Genomic DNA, 17,205 nt, shown 5'->3' with positions numbered 1-17,205 from the left:
CTTTTTTCGCTACTTATATCCGTAAAGCCTTTTTTAGCTTCACCATTCCTTTTTTACTGACAGGTAATTGGGCACCATCTTTAAGAAAAATCAGATAGTTTTCTTTTTGATAGGGCTCTATTTTACTTATCGTTGAGATATTTACCAAATGAGACCGGTGAATGCGTATGAAAGCTTGCGGATCAAGCATTTTTTCGTAGTAAGCCATCGTTCCTAGTTTCAGGTAAGACTTCCCATCCGAATTGATCTTAACATAATCACCATCGGCGCTAAAGGAAGCTATATTAGAGGCATTTAACACTTCTATTTTATTCCCAGTCTTTACAACGACTCTTTTTAAAAACCCTTCCTTAGGAATGTCTTCTCTTACTTTCGACATTTTAGATTGGGTAACTGATCCATTATCCTCATCAATGCTCACCCGCTGAATGGCCTGAGCCAGCCTGTCTTTGGAAAATGGTTTTAACAAGTAGTCTATAGCCTGCAGCTCAAAAGCCTTTATGGCATAGGTATCATAGGCGGTGGTAAAGATTACTTTGGGAGGATTTTCCAATAGCTCCAATAACTCAAAGCCTGTGATTTTAGGCATTTCTATATCCAAAAATATCAGGTCAGGTTTAAGCTCCCCTATCCCCTTGAAGGCCTCAAACCCATCATTGAACTTACCCAATACCTCGATATCAGGAAAATCATTTAAATAATCCTGAAGTAAATCCTGGGCCAAAGGCTCATCATCAATAATCAAACAACGTATCATTGTGGTTGTGGTATCTTTAAAGTGGCTGTAAACTGCCCGTTAGTTTCCTGGTGTGTGAGTAAATCTTTCCTGCCAAAAATAAGAAATAACCTTCGCTGAAGACTTTCCAGACCAAAGCCAGTTCCAGATGCATTGCCTGAATTGTCATCACAAGGATTTAGCACGGTTATTAAAAGGTCATTGCCTTCCTGGCTGACATCAATTCGTATCAAGATATCTCCCGTCACCCCATAAAGCCCATGTTTTACCGCATTTTCCACCAGTGCTTGCACCATTAATGACGGTAATTTCAAGGTGGAAGCTTTCTCTGGTAAATTGATCTCATAATTTAAGCGGTGCCCAAACCTGATTTTCTCCAATTTCAGGTATTGACCAATAATCTTCATTTCTTTTTCAACGGGTTCCCATTTTTTAGGATCCATTTTGAGGTTATCTCTATAAAAATCCGCTAAGCCCTGAACCATCTCACGGGCTTTCTCTGGGTTTCTTACCAATAAGGCATTGATAGAGTTAAGGCTGTTGAAAAGAAAATGAGGCTGCATTTGTTGACGCAAGTAATGAAGTTCGGCATCAGTAGACAATTTCTGACGAGACTCCTCTTGCTGAAGCCTATTGAAATCTTTTGTACTGGACTTATTTGATAAAACAGTAAACCCTATCAAGTGAAACAACAAGGTAGCTACGGTCACCCTTATAAGCATAGAGGCCTTGAATAAGGCAAGCGCCTCAGGATAGTCCAACCAATTAGCTTCCCATAGCAGTTGATTGAGAAAGGTAAGTAGGCAAGCTATAATAAGTGCAAATAAAATCGTCGGCCAGCTTTTAATCTTTCCAACAGGATAATAATTCAACATTAGCTTGATTAGAATGGCCCCTATTCCAAAGGTAATCGTGCTCAAAATCGCATCAGCAATGCTCCATTCCATATTACCTTGCCAATAGAAAGTGCTTCCAAAGGCTCCTGCAAAAACCATGAAAAGAAAAATCACATGATCCCCCAAATTATCATTGATCATAAAGGATTCATGTGACTTTTCCATAGGGTCCTAAATTTTAGTAAGTAGAGATCTCTATCCCTCCAAATATTACTGATCCTGTAAGAATCAATCTCTTTTCGATATTTTGAACGCTTCCATGCTGGGTATATCTTTTGTCATCTATACCTGCTGCCAAATTACTCACTCCGATCTGAACATCCCAATGCGGGGGCACGATCAATTTCAACCCGCCAAAAGCTACAGACACCTTCAATACCGCCTGCCCTTGAATGTCGGCATGCATTAAATCTATATTTGAGCCGCCAAAAACAGTGGTTATTTCTCCACCTTTAAAGTCTTTTGACATCACCTTACGCTTTACTCCTGTAAGAAAAGCATCTACTTTGATATAATTGATACTGTCCTGACCAAAAACACCTGCACCATCTGCCATGCTTTTGTCAAAACCCTTTTCCCACCCTTCCATATTGAAGGCTTTGTTCCTGTTTTTCTTGACAATAATGTACAAACCTAATATAATTAAGCCTATGGGAAGCAACAAAGGTCCCATGTGAAAGGGTAGAAACATCATGTCTCTTAACAGAAAAAAACCTCCTATTAAAATCAAAACCACGGAACCTGTGTTCTGAAACCTGTTCTTATAACCTGTAAAAATCCCAATAGCAATTAAAATCATCGGCCAGGAGAAAATCCAGTACGGGATAAAAAAGCCCAATTGCTTTAACAATAGTAATGACCCAATGACTAAAATTATTACACCTAGTGCAAAATTTCCGTTTCTTTTTCCATTCATGGTATATGTATTTATTTGATGGATTAAAGGTAGGGTTACAGCTATTCAATAAATAGACCCGTTCGACTAATGAAAAAACTTTGCCGATAAACGACCTGATTTTCCTGTTAATCAGCTTTTCATTTACGATTTAATAGATAGTTGGCATAATCCAAGTCTTCCGGAGTTGTTAACTTGATGTTTTCCTGGTTTCCAGCAATCAAATGTACTTCCCAGCCCATGTTTTCATAAACTGTAGCATCATCAGTAAAAAAGGGTTCTTCATCAGATAGGAAAGCAGCTTTTATTTTTTTTAACTGAAAAGTCTGTGGCGTTTGTACAAGTCTGAATGCATCCCTGTTTTTAAACTGGGAGATTCCATTGGTATCCACCTTTCTAATGGAGTCTTTTAGTGGTACTACGGCAATGGCACTTCCGTAAAGGTCAGCTTCTGCAAAACTTTCCTGGATCACCTCCTCAGAAACAAAGGGGCGCACACCATCATGAATGGCCACCAAACCATTTTCTTCAGCAATGCTGTTGAGTCCATTTTTAACAGAGTTAAACCTACTAGAACCACCTTCTACCAACCTATGCGACACATTAAAAGCATGTTTTTCGCACAAGTCCTCCCAATACTTAAACTGGCTTTCTGGCAATACTAAAATCAGGTGTATTGCAGCGTCATGCGCTTTAAATTTATTCAAAGTATGCATCAATACGGGCAATCCACCGATGGGTAAAAATTGTTTGGGTATCTCTCCCCCCATCCTCACTCCTGCTCCTCCGGCTACTATAATGGCATATTTTTCATTTCGCTTTACCATAGTTGCTATCAACTTACCAAAAGTTTAGAACATACCAATGCAGACAGCACTTCCGTCTTGCCTCCATAGGCGACCTTCATGTTCTTGTCATACGCTTCAACTTTCAGAATTTCCACTTCCACCCCCAGCGCCAATCCTTTGCTGTTGAGGTACTTTAAAAATTCATCCGTCGTTTTGCTTAAAGCCTTTAAAGTCACCAATTCGTTTGGTTGGCAATCTGATAGCAACCTGAACTTCTGCGTAGCAAACTCCCCGCTACTATTTGGAATCGGTGAACCGTGAGGATCCCTCTCAGGAAAACCTAAAATCTCATCCATCCTATCAAAAAATGCAACAGATTGAATATGCTCCAATTGCTCCGCTATTTCATGTACCTCTTCCCATCCAAACCCCATCTTCTCAACCAAATACATTTCTGTAAGCCTGTGCTTTCTGATGATCATTGCCGCCATCTTCCTGCCTTTTGCTGTGATTTTAAGCGGTTTGTATTTTTCATACTCCAGTAAACCCATTCCGGCTAACTTCTTAACCATACTGTTTACCGACGGAAGGCTGACTTCTAGCGCCTGGGCTATACTTGTTGTATTAACGTCATCAGTCGCTATGGCTTGATTAAAAATCACTTTCAGGTAATTCTCTATAGATTGGCTATTGGTCATTGCTGTAGTATTTCATAACAAAGATAAAAAAATATTGAAATAAATTTGTTAGTCAAATCTAACTATTTAAATTTGCCATGGCTAAACAAAAACTGAACTAAACGAAACAAAATTAGTTATTAGTGATACCCATAAGGTTAAGGTATGATCAAGGACACAGTTAACCTGTTGCAGCCAAAAATCTTTTTAAAATAAAAAATATAATGTTTGATACCATTGTTGACTACTTAAGTAGTATTTCTCCAGCTTACGCTGCATTACTAGCAACCACATTTACCTGGTTTGTCACGGCTGTTGGTGCCGGATTCGTGTTTTTCTTCAAGAAAATAAACCGAACGGTAATGGATGTCATGATGGGTTTTACAGGTGGTGTGATGGTTGCCGCAAGCTTTTGGAGTCTTTTAGCTCCGGCCATCAATATGAGTGAGGGAGAGAATTTTGTCAAAGTAATGCCTGCAGCCCTTGGTTTTCTTGGCGGTGCAGTATTTATTTTTATTCTTGACAAGATTTTACCTCACCTCCATGTAAATTTCAAGAAAGTAGAGGGTATAAAAACGCCTTGGCAAAAAACAACGCTCCTGGTCCTTGCCATAACGATGCACAATATTCCCGAAGGACTGGCCATAGGCGTATTGTTTGGCGGTGCCGCCGCAGGCATGCCCGAAGCCTCCATCGCAGGAGCAGTGATCCTGGCGATAGGTATAGGCTTACAAAATCTTCCTGAAGGAGTTGCAGTGGCTGTACCACTCAGGAGAATGGGGATGAGCAGGAGAAAGAGCTTTATGTTGGGACAATCTTCTGCCTTGGTGGAGCCAATTGCAGGTGTCCTCGGTGCTGTAGCCGTCACTATTTTCACCCCTATTTTGCCCTACGCTTTGGCCTTCGCTGCCGGGGCCATGATCTTCGTAGTAATAGAAGAAGTGGTGCCTGAATCTCAGCAAGGAGGCAACACCGATTTGGCCACTATGGGCTTCATCGGTGGCTTTATCATCATGATGGTTTTGGACGTAGCCCTCGGTTAAACCTGACTATTTGCCTTGCCGCACCTCTGGGTTAACTGGATATGGCAAAGGATCTCCTTTCAGTCCTGCAATGATATTTTCAACTGCACAGGTAGACATCTTGTCCCTTGTTTCCTTTGTTGCAGAGCCAATATGTGGAAAGACAACTGCATTCTCCATTTCCAACAAGGGGTTATCTTTGGACATCGGCTCAGGATTTGTCACATCCAATCCTGCTCCCCAAATGATTTGTTGTTGTAAGGCTTCGATAAGTTCATCTTCCTTGTGTACGCCTCCACGGGCAGTATTGATAAATATAGCTGAAGGTTTCATTTTTTTAAACTGCTCCATTCCAAACATGCCTTTTGTTTCGGAAGTAAGGGCTGTATGGACAGAGACCACATCACTCCCGGCCAAAAGCTCATCCATGCTTACCTTCTTTGCTCCAAGTTCCTTCTCCGCTTCAGCATTGGTGGTTCTGTTGTGGTAGAGAATTTTCATGCCCCAAGACTGGGTTACTATTTTTGCAAGCTCTGTCCCTATCCTTCCCAATCCAACAATTCCGAGGGTTTTCCCTGCCAAATCAATTCCCAAGTCTTGGGTAGGTTGTTGGGAAGCACCCCATTCCCCTTGTTTTATTTTATTATGAAGATAAAGTGCTTTTCTGGCTACAGTTAACATCAATAACAAAGCCGTTTCAGCGGTAGCCTTATTTAAAACATTTGGCGTATTCCCCACAGGAACGCCATTCTCTGTGGCAGCTTTTATATCGATACCATCAAAGCCTACAGAATGAAGTGCTACTACTTTAAGGTGTTTACATTCTCTAAAAAAATCAGCATCCAGACCTGCCTGACCTACACTTAAAAAAGCATCATGTCCTTTGCAAAACTGAATGGCTTGGCCCCTATCCAGTATCGGTTTTTCCTTCCACACAGTATAGGCAATACCTGCCTCATCAAGCAATTTAAAACCTATTTCTGGGATAACTTTATTTATAAAAACTTTCATAAATTTTATTTTTGGCACCTTAATAAGGTGTACGTAAAATTAATAATGGCAGGACAATGCCCGCCATTATTGGTCATTATTTAATATACCTAAAGTCAAATTTCTGGTCAAAATCCTTTAAAAAGGCAAGCATTAAGCCAATCACATTTTCGATATCTTCCTTACTAGCCGTTTCTACAGTAGTATGCATGTATTTTAGCGGTAAAGAGATCAAGGCCGCTGGTACACCACCATTAGAGTATGCAAAGGCATCTGTATCAGTACCAGTACTTCTTGAAGAAGCTGATCTTTGAAAAGGTATTTCTTCTTTTCTGGCACTGGCAATGATTAAATCCAATAATTTTTTATGTACCGCAGCACCACACGTTAAAACAGGACCTTTTCCAGCAGTGTAATCACCACTGGCGATTTTACTGTACATGGGAGCAGTAGTATCATGGCAAACGTCTGTAATAATGGCTACGTCAGGTTTGATTCGGGCAGCTATCATTTCTGCACCCCTTAAGCCTATTTCTTCCTGCACAGCATTGACGATATAAAGGCCAAATGGCAATTTGACATTCTCTTCCTTCAACATCCTGGCAACTTCTGCAATCATATAACCCCCAATGCGGTTATCAAGGGCACGACCAGAATAAAACTTTTTATTCAATTCGGTCAACTCATCCTGAAACGTAATGACACAACCTACATGAACACCCATTTCGAGTACTTCATCCTTTGATCTAGCCCCTATATCAATGAATATATTATCCATTTTAGGCGTTTCTTCCTTTGCCTTGTCCCTAACATGAATGGCTGGCCAGCCAAAAACGCCTGGCACTACTCCTTTGTCTGTATGGATATTGACACGCATAGAGGGGGCGATCATATGATCTGACCCACCATTCCTAATCACATAAATGTATCCTTCGGGGGTAATGTAGTTGACAAACCAACTGATTTCATCCGCATGTGCTTCTATAACAACCTTGAATTCTGCTTCCGGATTGATGACACCAACAGCTGATCCATAAGGATCCGTGAAATAATCATCGACAAAAGGCTTGATGTAATCCAACCAAATCTGCTGACCTGATGCTTCAAAGCCTGTTGGTGATGCATTGTTAAGGTATTTGTAAAGAAATTTCTCGTTAGTATCCATATCTAGATTAAATTGTATTGCATTCTTAGTCACAAAATGGCTGCCAATAAAGCCTTTACTGAACATAATTCAGACAAAGCCATTTAGCAGCTTGCATTGGGATAAAGTTACAAACAAGATTGTTAGGGTAAAAATGGTACTCGCATCAATCTTAAGTAGAAGGTCAATATTTCTTTCATAATGTCCGATATGCTATTCACAAACTATTTGACAATAGATTGTTGTGATCAGTTGCCGCTCAATTCCTTTACACGTAAATATTCTGTTTCCATTTGATTTATTTCATTGAACCTATCCTCTTTCCTTTTTAGAAGTGCTATTGCCTGGCTAATTTCTTCTAATGCAAGGTCATAAAGTTTAAGGCTTTCGTAAACACCTATCTTTATACTACTAAACCATTCACTTTCTTTATCAAGATCCTTGGCTTTTTCTGCCAGTTTCAAGGCATCGCCTAAATCTATTCCCCGATAAGCCAAATAAGCAGCAGCACCAGCGTAATTGTCAGCCACTTTATTTTTCCCCGTCAGTAACTCCTCCTGGATCAATTTATAAATAATGGCATTGGTAGTTGTTTCAATAGTGAAGCTGATTTGTGTATTAGCCCATGAAAGGTACAGCGCTGCATCATGTTGGTTCAATTCCATATCGAAATTTAAAGTCTCATAAAAACGACTCGTTTCATTGGGGATTACCACAAATCTGGCAACATCCTGATTGTAGTCATAGTCAAAACTCCCATAAAGCGTGGTGTCTGAATTGATTATCACTACCCATTCATCTGGGTTGGGAATGGTTAAAATAGCGTAATGCCCTGGAGCTACTTTTTGACCTCCAATTTTAACCTCTTTGTCAAACCTGATTTTCGTGGCATTCCCTGCTCCGGTTCGCCAGACCTGATCCCAAGGAACCAAGCCTCCAAAAATTTCTCGTTTTCTGACTGAAGGTCTTTCGTATTCAATTGCTATCCGTGTGTTTCCCACCACTTGAGAAATGCTTCCTTTGGGGCTAAAGGATGGGAAATTAAAATCTACACCTTGCCCTCTTACTTGAAAGCCAGCAAAAATCAGTAATGTCGCAACAATAATATTTCGCATCATTTTGGGGATTGATTGTAAATAAAAGTGAAGGCTATTGGCTGTACTGATTTTGAATTGATTCCATCACAAATTGCATCCAATGGGTTTAAGCAAGTTTTCCTTCAGCAAAAAGCCTTCTGATTTCTTTCTTGTCAAACTTCCCTGTGCTGGTTTTTGGCACTTCATTGATAAAAACAAATGCTTTAGGAATCTGGTACTTCACAAAGTCCCTTGATAAAAACGCAATTAATTCTTCCTCCAAAACCTTATCATTCTCGTCCATCAAAACGATAGCAGCCAATGGTACTTCAACCCATTTATCGTCTGGAATCCCTATAACCGCGGCTTCCCTAATTTTAGGATGTGCCATTATTGCTGATTCTAGTGCCACGCTGGAGATCCATTCTCCTCCACTTTTTATCAGGTCTTTGATTCTATCCTTAATTTCCATGTACCCACCTTCATTAATAGTGCTCACATCGCCTGTTTTAAACCAGCCATCTCTTGTGAAGTTTTCATGGTTATTTGTTTTAAAATAAGCGCTAACGATCCAAGCGCCTCTTGTTTGTAGCTCCCCAATGGAATTACCATCATTTGGAGCAACTTCCCCATCCTCTGCAACCACCCTTAACTCAACACCAGGAAGTGGGATTCCCTGATTGGCTCGAACGGCAACTTTTTCTTCGTAAGATAAAAAGTCATGTTTTGGCTGAAGCCGACTGACTGTTGCCAATGGAGAGGTCTCGGTCATTCCCCAGACTTGAACGCCTTTTATTCCGAAATCTTTATCAAATGCCTTAATAAGACTTTTTGTTAGTGCAGATCCACCAACAAGGTATTCCTCGAGTGCTAATTTTTCTTTCGGCGGATTCATTTTCAAAGCATGATAAACCCCTAACCAAATGGTAGGAACCCCATTGGCCTTATTTACTTTTTCCTCCAAAAGGATAGCAATGATTTCTTCAGGTTTTAGATTAGATGAAGGCATCACCATATCTGAGCCAGACAACAAACAGCTGTAAGGCAAACCCCAGGCCATCACATGAAATTGAGGTATAATTAGTAAGACAATGTCTCTACTGCTGAAATTAAAAGCATTAGGTGCCGTAATAGCAGATGCGTGGAGATAGGTGGACCTATGCGAATACAAAACCCCTTTTGGCAAACCTGTGGTGCCACTTGTATAACAAATGCAGCAAGCGTCATTTTCATTGATTTCAGGCCATTCAATATCCTGGGATTGCTCTGCTAACAAATCCTCGTAATGCAAGGTATTTGGCAAGGTTGTCTTAAAATCTTCAGGTGCATTTAATAGGACATAGCATTCTACTGTTTCGAGTAATGGTGCTATTGTCTCTAGTAAATGGGCCAGTGTTGCATCCACAAAAATCACCTTGTCTTCAGAGTTATTGATAATGTACTCCGTTTGGTTGTCAGACAATCGAATGTTTATTGGATGGCAAATCGCTCCTATTCCAGATATCCCATAATACAACTCTACATGTGCGCCATGATTCCATGCAAAGGTACCTACCATATCCCCTTTTGTGATTCCTAATTTATGAATCAAGGCATTGGCTAACTGTTTACTCCTATCGTACATGTCACCGAAAAGGTATTCATGACGTGCTCCATCTGGTAAATAAGAGATTATTTTTTTATGTCTATAGACACTGTTTCCGTACTCAAGAATAGTATTTGTCGTGAGTGGATAATTCATCATTAAGCCTTCCATTCTTAAATATTTTGGGTTTTATGTTATTAACTATTCTACTTTTTAACGAATATTCCCATAGCTTCCCGCTGAAACCTACTCAAAAGAAGCGAACCGAATCTCCACCACTATGCATTGGTAATAATGGGCTTTGGATGGATCGAGTTGTATCTGCCTCACTTTTGAAAAAATACGCAATCCAATAAATGGCATATATGAGTGAAATACCATAGGAGCTTTGGTACGGGAACGCAATAAATTCACTACGTTTCAAAATTATTTGGGTTAAAGTTAAAATCTATTTTAGGCATCTTGCATCAAACACTTAATCCTAAGGATCAATATAGTTGTACTTTCAGCCTAACATCTTCAATACTAATCTACTGATTTTTTGAAGGGCACAAAATCATTTGAGGATACATGGCATTAAAAACACCTAATATGGCAAGTTGGTTATCCAAATAGCATCACTGCCCTTAGGGCAAAACTACGCCGGAATGGTTTACAACTTAACTACTTTTGAATTAACCCGATAAAGGCATTTGGTTTTCACTTATAAAAACACTTCTTCAACATCGAAAATTTGAGGTGAAAAATATTAGCGAGTCATCCATTGTAGGAAAACTCCCACAGCTCCAATAAACAAACATAGGGGAGAGAAAAAGTTGAGGTCCAATTTTCCAAATGCGGTGTTTTTAATTTTTTTGAAAAACCCCACATATTTGAAATCGCCTATTGCTCTTAAAATAAATATCCCCGGAATGATCCATCCCCCGTAGGTCAATACCCAATTAGGAACTGAAGTTGTACGAATCCAGATTTCAATAAATAAAAAAATCCAAAAAAGCTTAAGCCAAGCCCAACAATTGCACTGTCAATTGTTTTCGGATTCAATACCTTTTCTCCACTTTCAGTGGTTGGCAAGGTTTTCTCAAAACCCCATGTCCCACCAAAAGCCCAGGAAAAATGAATAATCCCAAGAACTGTAAGAATAGCAAATAGTACTATTGAGCCTATTGAATACATGCATTTACAAATTAAATCTACTTACAAAGTTTCGGTATTAGCTTTTACTTGTCTTTCTGCTCTAATATCTCATTATAAAGCTTTGTAATGCTTTCGGTGGAAGGTTCTTTTCTCATATTTCCCACCTGTTCTTCGTGCGTAGCCTGCCACCGGTACAACCAGGAGGCACCCCATTTTTTATAATAATTTTCCTTTTGCTGGTAAACCTTATCCGTCATTGCTTCTTCCAGACTTATGAATTCATACCCTCTCTTTTTTAACTCATTTATTAATTGAGGAAGGTAATCTGCATTCAGTTTAGTGTCGTGGCATAAATAGATTTGATTGACAGTACGCTGATAGTCCTTAAAAGCCAGGTCCTCAAAAAATTCAAAATAAGCCAAGGTTGTCCTCAAATACTCCTCTCCGATCTCTTTTGCTTTTTCAACCTCACCTTTGTTTAGGAAATCTTCATAAACAAAATTGAACATCCAGTCCACGCTCTCAACTGTATAGGGAGTAATGGTGTACCCATTACCTTTTAAGAAGTTTCTTACTTGCACATGTTGGACGGAATCTTCGCCTAAATCATTGAATGGAAACCTAAAGTATTGAAGGCTCTTATTGTGTTTTTTAACAAGTTGTCGTGTGATGGCTTCCCCATTCATAATTTCACTAGCGTAGGCATCTACCCCCGTGGTGGAATACCGGGAATGACTAAATGAATGATTGCCTAAGGTTATGTATTCCTTTTGGGCCCAATCGTTTAGCAGTCCAAAATTCCTGGTTATGGAATCTGTTGAATATACACGTGCCTCGTTAATAAAAATGGCAATGGGTATTTCTAGGGAATCCAATTTTTGCATGAGAACAGATTGGAAGCCATCTTTTTCGAACCTGCGGGTGTTTGGTACATCATCAATGGTGATAGAAACCTTTTTTTGACAATTCGCCAACTGGCAAATCATCAAAAAACCCGTTAACAATAAGTATCTCAAATTCAATTTATCCATCCATTTTAGTTACATGCTAAGTTCTTATTAATTTATTAGAATTAGGCCATTTCAATAAGGCTTTGATTTATTTTTTTTAATGAATGTTCTCATGGTCACTTTCCTTTCCATAAGTAGTTCTCTATAAATCACGTTCAACGGACTAAATACCATTCTCTGAATTTATGAACTTTAAGACTTCATTGGCGACTGTCTCCGGCACTTCAAGTTGAGGAGAATGGGAAGCATTTTCTATTAATTTCAGTTCTGATTTTGGAATGCTGTCCCTGTAGTATTCGGCAACGTTAAATTTGACCACCCCATCATGTTTTCCCCATAAAACCAATGTATTGGCTTTTATAGTCTGAACCTCATTTTTCAAATCAAAATACTTCCCACTCTTAATTGAAGGAATTAAAGTACCATCCACAAAATCCTTACTGTTGTTTATCTGTTCTATCATGTAATTTGCTATTGGTCCAGGAATTTCAGGAACCTGATAAAACACACGGCTAAGGACGGCATTTAATTCATCTATACTCTCAATTTCTTTTCCAAAGCCTCCATAAACGATGTGTTCATCTAAGGTAATACCTGCAGCATTCAACAAAATCAAGTTGCTCACATCCTCCGGATACTTAACAGCATAAGCAGCTGCCGTATGTCCGCCCATAGAGTTACCTATAAGATTGAAGTTAGAAACGCCTATTTCTTCTAAAAACGATCTTAAGAAGGTAGCTTGACCGTCTATTGAATAGTCAAGCCCTTGTTGTCTTTCATTTTCGCCATGCCCCGCTAAGTCGGGCAAAATCAAATGATAGTCATCGGTCAAGAACTTTGCAGTTTGCAAGAAACTGCTTTTGTCATCTCCCATCCCATGAAGCAAAACCAAATCTGGTTTATTGCCGGCCTCGTTCTCGTAATAGTATACCGTATAGCCATTTACCTCTACCGTTTTCTTTTCCAGGTTGGCTGAATTGGCATAACTTGCGTTCGTTTGATCCACCAGAATTTCTGGAAAAAAGAAAAATACTATTGCCCCAGATGCAAATATCAAAAGCACTACTACAGCGATTATTTTAAAGATCTTTTTCATGATTAGTCCTTGTTTAAGTTCCTTTTGTTATAAAAAGTATTCTTTTACCTGTTTCACCAATTTACCCCCATCAGGGTCTGCTTGCGTTTTTAATTGGCACAAATTTTCAGCCCATTCAGAAGTCCGTATGCGCAATGGCGGATTGTCAGAAGTAGCTACCTGCAATATTATCCTCGCAACTTCCACACTTTCCTGGAAAAGAGGTAAACTTTCACTTTTTGATCGATTTTGTGAACCCTCTATGTATTTTTTAAAAATAGGAGCATATTCGCCAGAAGCCATTTCTCCCTTTTCATTGGTTGTTTTAACAATGGCATTATTCATAAATTCAGTCGAGATTCCACCCGGCTCAACTAGCGAAAACTTTATATTAAAAGGGTCTGAAAGATAGGAAGCTAGCGCTTCGGTAAAACCTTCAACTGCAAACTTGGCACCACAATACAGTTCGTTGAATGGCTGACCAACAAGTCCTCCCACGGAGGTTATGTTTATTATATGGCCTGACCTTTTCTCTCTCATTATGGGCAATACAGCTTTGGTCACTCTGATCACTCCTGTATAATTAACATCTGTTACCCAATCAATTTCCTCTTGAGAAGTCGCTTCCAAAGTTTTGGCAAATCCTGCCCCTGCATTGTTTATTAACACATCTATTTGCCCGTCTTTTTTTACGATATACTTTATAGCTTGGTCTATAGAATCCATATCTGAAACATCAAGCTGCAGTAACTCTACATCTAAATTGCCTTTTTCCACTCTTTCCTTTAACGCATCTGCTTTCGCCAGATTTCTCATTGTAGCATATACCTTAAAACCTTGTTCTGCAAATAAGATAGCAGTATCTAAACCTACTCCTGTTGAAGTTCCTGTAATTAATACGTCCTTTTTCATTGTTATAATTATTTAACTGGAATGAATATTCATTCCAAATCTTTGATAAAAAAATTTTATTCTTTTATGGCGTCCCAAACCATGCGCATTTGATTGCTAAGGGAAGCGTTTATTTTTCCAGATTGAGCAAAATACCATCTTAGATAAGACATTATCGCTCCACCTATGAAAATAAAGATTTCATCTATTTCAATTTGTTTAATGATTCGCTCTTTTTGCCCTTTAACCACCAATTCATAGACCGCTTTATAGGAATTCTCCCCTGTGATCTTACTTTCGTTAGTAATGATAGGAGAGGCTTGCAATTGTTCCATAAACCTAAAGTAGATGGGCTTTTCTAAGAAAAATTGGATAATTGCTGAAAAGTAATTTTCAAATTGTGTCTTAATTGGCTGATCATTGTCAAAAGGTGCAAACACCGACTTTTCCTCCCCCTTGATCTTCACATATATCTCATTTATTAAAATTTCTTTGTTAGGGAAATAGTTATAAATTGTGCCCATCCCTGTCCCTGCCGCTTTGGCAATTGCTGACATAGGTGTATTGTGAACTCCTTTTTCTGTAAGTAGCTTTAACGCTGATGACAATATGGCCTCTTTTTTATTCACTGTACAAATGTAAGCAATTTGGAATGAATATTCCAAATTGCTTACCTGTTTTTATTAATCCCCCAGATTATTTTTTTAAAATTAAGGTAAAAACTATATATTTAGGCATGAACAGAATTATTCTATTCCCATTTCTATTGGTATTAAGTTCTTGTGAGACAGAAACAAAGAACCTTTCCTACAGAATTATCCAAGAGAAGGATTTCAAAGTAATTCCCATTACTTCAGAAAAATATTATTTCGAAGAAATCATCAATCCTTCTAATATTGGCTTAGTTGACAACAAGATTCTGATCTCTGAAGCATGGAGAGTTCCTGAGGAACATCCCCGAATCCATATTATCAATTCCAAAGATTGGACTTATGATAAACCAAAGGGGAAACATGGTGAAGGTCCTTTAGAATTGATTGATGCTAGCTTGTTTTATAAAGGAGAAAATGCTGATACTTTTTGGACCTATTCGATGAATAGAAGGAAATTGGTCGAATATTCGATGTCAGACCCTACACTTCTTGGGAAAAGTGAATGGAAAATGACTGAGCCAATGATGGATCTTATGTTTTTTACACAGGCTTCTGACAGCAGTTTTCTAGGAATATCGGAAGCGAATAAAAACAGAATTCTGGAATTTGATAAAGATGGAAATAAAATCGGAGGATATGGAGATTGGGAGAAGGTAAAGGATAGACCTGATCTGAATGATCATCAATTGGCAGAATTAAACGGTAGTTTTTTTAAAGGAAATGCTGATGAAGGACTTTTTATTAGAGTGGGAATATACAGGGATAGGCTTATAATTTTTGACAACCGGGACAAATCCTTTATCATCATAGATGGGCCAGATCTAGAGTTTCCACCGTTTGAACTAGTTGACGCAGGTGGCTTTGAGCGGTTGTACCTAGGCTGGGATCGCCTTTATCGCTATAGAGATGCTGTTGTCACTAAAAGCTACATTTTTGCATTGTACGGCGGAGTAAGCCAATCTGAATACAACAAAACGTCGGTTATGGCTGAGCAAATATGGGTTTTTGATCACAGGGGACAGCCACTCTGGAATTTAAAGCTGGATAGATCACTCATCAATTTTGTTATTAATGAAGATACGAATGAAATTTATGGATTGACTACTGATGAAGATCCTGGTATTGCGGTTTTTAATATCCCTAATGATTTGTTGTAACACAAAAAACAGCTAAAAGGGCTGTCCAACCTATTTCCTATTACTTACTGGAGCAGACTCATCTACTCCAATGGTATTCATTAAACCTGGGGCCAAGCTTATGACATTGTTGATGAATTCGCCCAAGGCAGAAATATTAGAAAGAATGACTACCCCATTTTTAGCTTTCACATCTATAATCATGGAAGAAGTATAGCCACCCGTTCCTCCATTGTGTCGATTCCATACATCTCCCGACTCCATCTGAAAGACACTCCAACCTAAAGCCATAGAATAATTCTCATTTACCTCAAAAAAAGCAGTTCTTGAAAGGGCCAATTCTTGGTTTACACTGTCAAATTGTGCTAGTGCAAATTTTGATAAATCATTGGCGGTGGATAAAACGCCACCGGCCCCCATAAGCACAGACATGTCCCAATTGGACACCTCTTCCCCTTTATCATTAAGTCCTTTCACCAACTTATCCTCCACCTTGCTCCTGATTGTAGTTGAAGCATTCATCCCGTATTTAGAAAAAATTTCCTTTTGTAGCATCTCCTCGTAAGTCATTTGTGCTTTATTGCTGAGCACATAGCCGAGCAAACCAACGCCAAGATTTGAGTAGTCAGAAACCTCACCAGGTTTATGCTTCATTATTAATTCCTGGGTCAGGTAGTTTTTAAGTTCCTTTTCCCCAAAATCCTTGTACGGGTTTTCTAAACTCAGCGCCTCTAAACTCGCGGGCACCCTGGGAAGCCCGGAAGTATGGGTTGCCAATTGTTTAAGCGTTATTTTAACATCGCCTTTCAATGAATAATTTAAATAGTCATCAATTTGATCCTCCAAATTTACTTTTTTATCAACCACATATTTCGCAAGCAAAGTACTCGTAAAAACCTTTGTGATGGACCCAATTTCGAAAACCCGTTCCTGATTTTGAATTAGCACTGTAGAATCCTGTTCGCGTTTGACCCCGACAAAATTAACCTTCCCGTTTTCAATAATGGCAATAGCAAGCTCAGCTTGATTTGGCAATGCCTTCACCTTGTCAAAAATCAATTCATATTGCGCTTCAGTCACTGTTCCTACTTCTTCAACCAGAGCTTTGGATTCCTTGGTTGGAGGATTTCCACAGGCATATACAATTAATATTAGAGATAGAATTAAAAGATACTTATTCATTTATTTTTGAGTTAATCACCAGCAATATTAGGTGTCGATAGGGGATTGAAAGCAATGGGGTATTCAGAACAAGTGATTCTAGCACTCAATTTACATAGCCATTTCGCTATCCTTTTTTAACAATGATAATACATAGAATTGTTGAAACCAAAGTCAAAAGCGTTCCAAGAATTAACTCTAATAAGCTTTCCGAAAAAAGATTACCAATGGTATTTAATCCAAAAAAAGCTGCAAAAACCCAAATGAGTGCATTTATAACTTTATTCTCTTTTTTCCTTATTAACAATTTGCGTTTTATCTGCAGTATGGTCA

Annotated in this window: 16 protein-coding genes and 1 pseudogene; 2 read left to right on the top strand and 15 right to left on the bottom strand. The window is 38.9% G+C overall.

Going from position 1 to position 17,205, the window contains the following annotated elements; all coding sequences use genetic code 11:
• Positions 1 to 13: 13 nt before the first annotated feature.
• From ADICYQ_RS17905 to ADICYQ_RS17885, 5 genes are all read right to left on the bottom strand, one after another.
• Positions 14 to 757, bottom strand: a complete 744-nt coding sequence (locus ADICYQ_RS17905; protein WP_020892764.1) for a LytR/AlgR family response regulator transcription factor — start codon at positions 755 to 757, stop codon at positions 14 to 16.
• Complete coding sequence (locus tag ADICYQ_RS26245; RefSeq protein ID WP_020892763.1) at positions 754 to 1,797, bottom strand: sensor histidine kinase; 1,044 nt, start codon at positions 1,795 to 1,797, stop codon at positions 754 to 756. The genes ADICYQ_RS17905 and ADICYQ_RS26245 overlap by 4 nt, the downstream gene beginning before the upstream one ends.
• 13 nt (positions 1,798 to 1,810) lie before the next feature.
• The gene (locus ADICYQ_RS17895; protein WP_020892762.1) at positions 1,811 to 2,548 is read right to left on the bottom strand and encodes a LiaF transmembrane domain-containing protein; all 738 of its coding nucleotides are present in this window, start codon (positions 2,546 to 2,548) and stop codon (positions 1,811 to 1,813) included.
• A 119-nt stretch (positions 2,549 to 2,667) separates the two neighbouring features.
• Entirely contained in the window at positions 2,668 to 3,354 is a 687-nt protein-coding gene (locus ADICYQ_RS17890; protein WP_020892761.1) for a 2-C-methyl-D-erythritol 4-phosphate cytidylyltransferase, read from the bottom strand.
• An 8-nt stretch (positions 3,355 to 3,362) separates the two neighbouring features.
• Positions 3,363 to 4,013 (bottom strand): metal-dependent transcriptional regulator, encoded by a 651-nt coding sequence (locus tag ADICYQ_RS17885; RefSeq protein ID WP_020892760.1) that lies wholly within the window; start codon positions 4,011 to 4,013, stop codon positions 3,363 to 3,365.
• A gap of 203 nt (positions 4,014 to 4,216) precedes the next feature.
• On the opposite strand from ADICYQ_RS17885, the gene ADICYQ_RS17880 reads away from it, so the two are divergent.
• Entirely contained in the window at positions 4,217 to 5,035 is an 819-nt protein-coding gene (locus ADICYQ_RS17880; protein ID WP_020892759.1) for a ZIP family metal transporter, read from the top strand.
• 6 nt (positions 5,036 to 5,041) lie between these two features.
• On the opposite strand, the gene ADICYQ_RS17875 is transcribed toward ADICYQ_RS17880, so the two are convergent.
• The 9 genes and pseudogenes from ADICYQ_RS17875 to ADICYQ_RS17835 form a co-directional block, all read right to left on the bottom strand.
• On the bottom strand, positions 5,042 to 6,025 hold the full coding sequence (locus tag ADICYQ_RS17875) for a 2-hydroxyacid dehydrogenase (RefSeq protein WP_020892758.1): 984 nt from the start codon (positions 6,023 to 6,025) through the stop codon (positions 5,042 to 5,044).
• Positions 6,026 to 6,101: 76 nt separating this feature from the next.
• The gene (locus ADICYQ_RS17870; RefSeq protein ID WP_020892757.1) at positions 6,102 to 7,169 is read right to left on the bottom strand and encodes a M42 family metallopeptidase; all 1,068 of its coding nucleotides are present in this window, start codon (positions 7,167 to 7,169) and stop codon (positions 6,102 to 6,104) included.
• A gap of 227 nt (positions 7,170 to 7,396) precedes the next feature.
• Positions 7,397 to 8,266, bottom strand: coding sequence for a DUF2911 domain-containing protein (locus ADICYQ_RS17865; RefSeq protein WP_020892756.1), 870 nt, complete (start codon positions 8,264 to 8,266; stop codon positions 7,397 to 7,399).
• Positions 8,267 to 8,351: 85 nt separating this feature from the next.
• Positions 8,352 to 9,980 carry a long-chain fatty acid--CoA ligase gene (locus ADICYQ_RS17860; protein ID WP_020892755.1) on the bottom strand — a complete coding sequence of 543 codons (1,629 nt, stop codon included), beginning with the start codon at positions 9,978 to 9,980 and terminating at the stop codon, positions 8,352 to 8,354.
• 577 nt (positions 9,981 to 10,557) lie between these two features.
• A pseudogene (locus ADICYQ_RS30400) lies at positions 10,558 to 10,985 on the bottom strand (DUF3995 domain-containing protein).
• A 44-nt stretch (positions 10,986 to 11,029) separates the two neighbouring features.
• Complete coding sequence (locus ADICYQ_RS17850; protein WP_040416994.1) at positions 11,030 to 11,977, bottom strand: polysaccharide deacetylase family protein; 948 nt, start codon at positions 11,975 to 11,977, stop codon at positions 11,030 to 11,032.
• A 142-nt stretch (positions 11,978 to 12,119) separates the two neighbouring features.
• Complete coding sequence (locus ADICYQ_RS17845) at positions 12,120 to 13,052, bottom strand: alpha/beta fold hydrolase (RefSeq protein WP_020892750.1); 933 nt, start codon at positions 13,050 to 13,052, stop codon at positions 12,120 to 12,122.
• Between the two features lie 27 nt (positions 13,053 to 13,079).
• Complete coding sequence (locus tag ADICYQ_RS17840) at positions 13,080 to 13,943, bottom strand: SDR family oxidoreductase (protein ID WP_020892749.1); 864 nt, start codon at positions 13,941 to 13,943, stop codon at positions 13,080 to 13,082.
• A gap of 56 nt (positions 13,944 to 13,999) precedes the next feature.
• Positions 14,000 to 14,551: a TetR/AcrR family transcriptional regulator gene (locus ADICYQ_RS17835; RefSeq protein ID WP_020892748.1), complete on the bottom strand. Its 552-nt coding sequence runs from the start codon at positions 14,549 to 14,551 to the stop codon at positions 14,000 to 14,002.
• Positions 14,552 to 14,658: 107 nt separating this feature from the next.
• Here ADICYQ_RS17835 and ADICYQ_RS17830 point away from each other — a divergent pair, with 107 nt between their 5' ends.
• Entirely contained in the window at positions 14,659 to 15,732 is a 1,074-nt protein-coding gene (locus ADICYQ_RS17830; RefSeq protein ID WP_146947756.1) for a BF3164 family lipoprotein, read from the top strand.
• Between the two features lie 30 nt (positions 15,733 to 15,762).
• Here the strand turns inward: ADICYQ_RS17830 and ADICYQ_RS17825 are convergent, their stop codons facing one another.
• Positions 15,763 to 16,893 (bottom strand): serine hydrolase domain-containing protein, encoded by a 1,131-nt coding sequence (locus ADICYQ_RS17825; RefSeq protein WP_020892746.1) that lies wholly within the window; start codon positions 16,891 to 16,893, stop codon positions 15,763 to 15,765.
• Positions 16,894 to 17,205 lie beyond the last annotated feature (312 nt).

Source organism: Cyclobacterium qasimii M12-11B (assembly GCF_000427295.1).
Lineage (GTDB): Bacteria > Bacteroidota > Bacteroidia > Cytophagales > Cyclobacteriaceae > Cyclobacterium > Cyclobacterium qasimii.
The sequence above is the reverse complement of the archived record's forward strand: the minus strand, read 5'-3'. Positions and strand labels throughout refer to the sequence as shown.

Coding starts and splice junctions, on each gene's coding strand:
- ADICYQ_RS17905 (WP_020892764.1), bottom strand. CDS start 757: ATGATACGTTGTTTGATTATTGATGATGAGCCTTTGGCCCAGGATTTA.
- ADICYQ_RS26245 (WP_020892763.1), bottom strand. CDS start 1,797: ATGGAAAAGTCACATGAATCCTTTATGATCAATGATAATTTGGGGGAT.
- ADICYQ_RS17895 (WP_020892762.1), bottom strand. CDS start 2,548: ATGAATGGAAAAAGAAACGGAAATTTTGCACTAGGTGTAATAATTTTA.
- ADICYQ_RS17890 (WP_020892761.1), bottom strand. CDS start 3,354: ATGGTAAAGCGAAATGAAAAATATGCCATTATAGTAGCCGGAGGAGCA.
- ADICYQ_RS17885 (WP_020892760.1), bottom strand. CDS start 4,013: ATGACCAATAGCCAATCTATAGAGAATTACCTGAAAGTGATTTTTAAT.
- ADICYQ_RS17880 (WP_020892759.1), top strand. CDS start 4,217: ATGTTTGATACCATTGTTGACTACTTAAGTAGTATTTCTCCAGCTTAC.
- ADICYQ_RS17875 (WP_020892758.1), bottom strand. CDS start 6,025: ATGAAAGTTTTTATAAATAAAGTTATCCCAGAAATAGGTTTTAAATTG.
- ADICYQ_RS17870 (WP_020892757.1), bottom strand. CDS start 7,169: ATGGATACTAACGAGAAATTTCTTTACAAATACCTTAACAATGCATCA.
- ADICYQ_RS17865 (WP_020892756.1), bottom strand. CDS start 8,266: ATGATGCGAAATATTATTGTTGCGACATTACTGATTTTTGCTGGCTTT.
- ADICYQ_RS17860 (WP_020892755.1), bottom strand. CDS start 9,980: ATGGAAGGCTTAATGATGAATTATCCACTCACGACAAATACTATTCTT.
- ADICYQ_RS17850 (WP_040416994.1), bottom strand. CDS start 11,977: ATGGATAAATTGAATTTGAGATACTTATTGTTAACGGGTTTTTTGATG.
- ADICYQ_RS17845 (WP_020892750.1), bottom strand. CDS start 13,052: ATGAAAAAGATCTTTAAAATAATCGCTGTAGTAGTGCTTTTGATATTT.
- ADICYQ_RS17840 (WP_020892749.1), bottom strand. CDS start 13,943: ATGAAAAAGGACGTATTAATTACAGGAACTTCAACAGGAGTAGGTTTA.
- ADICYQ_RS17830 (WP_146947756.1), top strand. CDS start 14,659: ATGAACAGAATTATTCTATTCCCATTTCTATTGGTATTAAGTTCTTGT.
- ADICYQ_RS17825 (WP_020892746.1), bottom strand. CDS start 16,893: ATGAATAAGTATCTTTTAATTCTATCTCTAATATTAATTGTATATGCC.